The 1,347-nt window shown below is 78.0% G+C and carries 1 protein-coding gene; it reads left to right on the top strand.

Annotated elements, in window-relative coordinates; translation table 11 throughout:
- The coding region (locus D0D15_RS35740) for a sensor histidine kinase (protein ID WP_162830739.1) at positions 1–950 on the top strand (950 nt) is incomplete at its 5' end.
- Positions 951–1,347: the final 397 nt, after the last annotated feature.

Below are 1,347 nucleotides of genomic sequence, written 5' to 3'. Positions count from 1 at the left end.
GTGCGACGCGGTGGGTGCTGGGCCCGATGCGGCGGCTGGACCGGGCGGTGGGGGATCTGACCGCGGGGTTGCGGCCGGTGCACGCGGACCTGGCCGGACCGCCCGAGCTGCGGCAGCTGACGGCGGGGTTCAACCGGATGTCGGACGCGGTCACGGCGGCGCTGGACCAGCAGCGGCGGCTGGTCGCCGACACCTCGCACCAGATGCGCAACCCGATGACGGCGCTGCGGTTGCGGGTCGACGCGCTCGGGCCGTCGTTGCCCGCGTCGGCCGCGCGCACCTACGAGGGCGCGGTCGGGGAGCTGGACCGTCTGGAGGCTCTGCTGGACGACCTGCTGACCCTGGCGGCGGCCGAGCACCGGGCCGGCGAGCTGGCCGTGTCCGGCGACAGCGCTTCCTGCGACGCGGCGGCCGTGGCGGAGGCGCAGGTGCACCTGTGGCAACCGGCCGCCGAGCGCGCCGGGGTGAGGCTGCGCTTCACCGGGGAGCCGCCGCGTACGGCAGAGGCACAGAGGCAACCCGCCGGGATGACGCCGCACCTCACCAGGGAGCCACTGCACGCGGCAGAGGCACAGAGGGCCACCGGGGAGCCGCCGCGTGCGGCGGCGACGGAGGCGGAGCTGGCGCAGGTGCTGGACGTGCTGCTGGACAACGCGCTGAAGTACGCGCCGGGCGCGGAGGTCTCGGTCTCGTGCGGCGTGGAGGGTGCGTGGGCGGTGGTGTCGGTGGCGGATGCCGGGCCCGGGCTGTCCGCGGAGGAGCTGGCGCAGGCGCAGGCGAGGTTCTGGCGCGCCGACCGGCACCGGGGCCTCCCGGGAACCGGACTGGGCCTGGCGATCGCCGAGCGCCTGACCGCCGGCCGGGGCGGACGGATCGAGCTGCGCGCGGCGGACCCGCACGGCCTGGTGGTGCGGGTGCTGCTGCCACGCGCGGAGGCGGACGGATCATGACGACGGCCGCCCTCCCCCGCGACTGCACCCCGCGGCCCACGCCGGGCGCCGAGCCCTGTCGCGAGCGCGGCACACTGCGACCCACCCGCCGCGCCGAGCGCCAGCGCCCGCCCCACGGCGCGCTGCCACTCACCACCCTCACCGAGCTCCACCGCCGCGGCGGTGCTCTGCCGCGCCCCCGCATCCAGGCCCACCGCCATCGCCACGGCGGGCTGCCACCGACCACGCTCGCCACGCCCCACCGTGACCGCGGCACGCTGCGACCCACTCGCCCCGCCGAGCGCCAGCGCCCGCGCCACGGCGGGCCAGCACCCACCGACCGCTCCCAGCCCCAGAACCCGCCCCACGGCGCGCTGCCACTCACCACCCTCGCCGAGCTCCACCGCCGCCGCGGTAC

This window comes from Amycolatopsis thermalba (genome assembly GCF_003385215.1).
In the GTDB taxonomy this organism is placed as follows: Bacteria; Actinomycetota; Actinomycetes; order Mycobacteriales; family Pseudonocardiaceae; genus Amycolatopsis_E; species Amycolatopsis_E thermalba.
The sequence above is the reverse complement of the archived record's forward strand: the minus strand, read 5'-3'. Positions and strand labels throughout refer to the sequence as shown.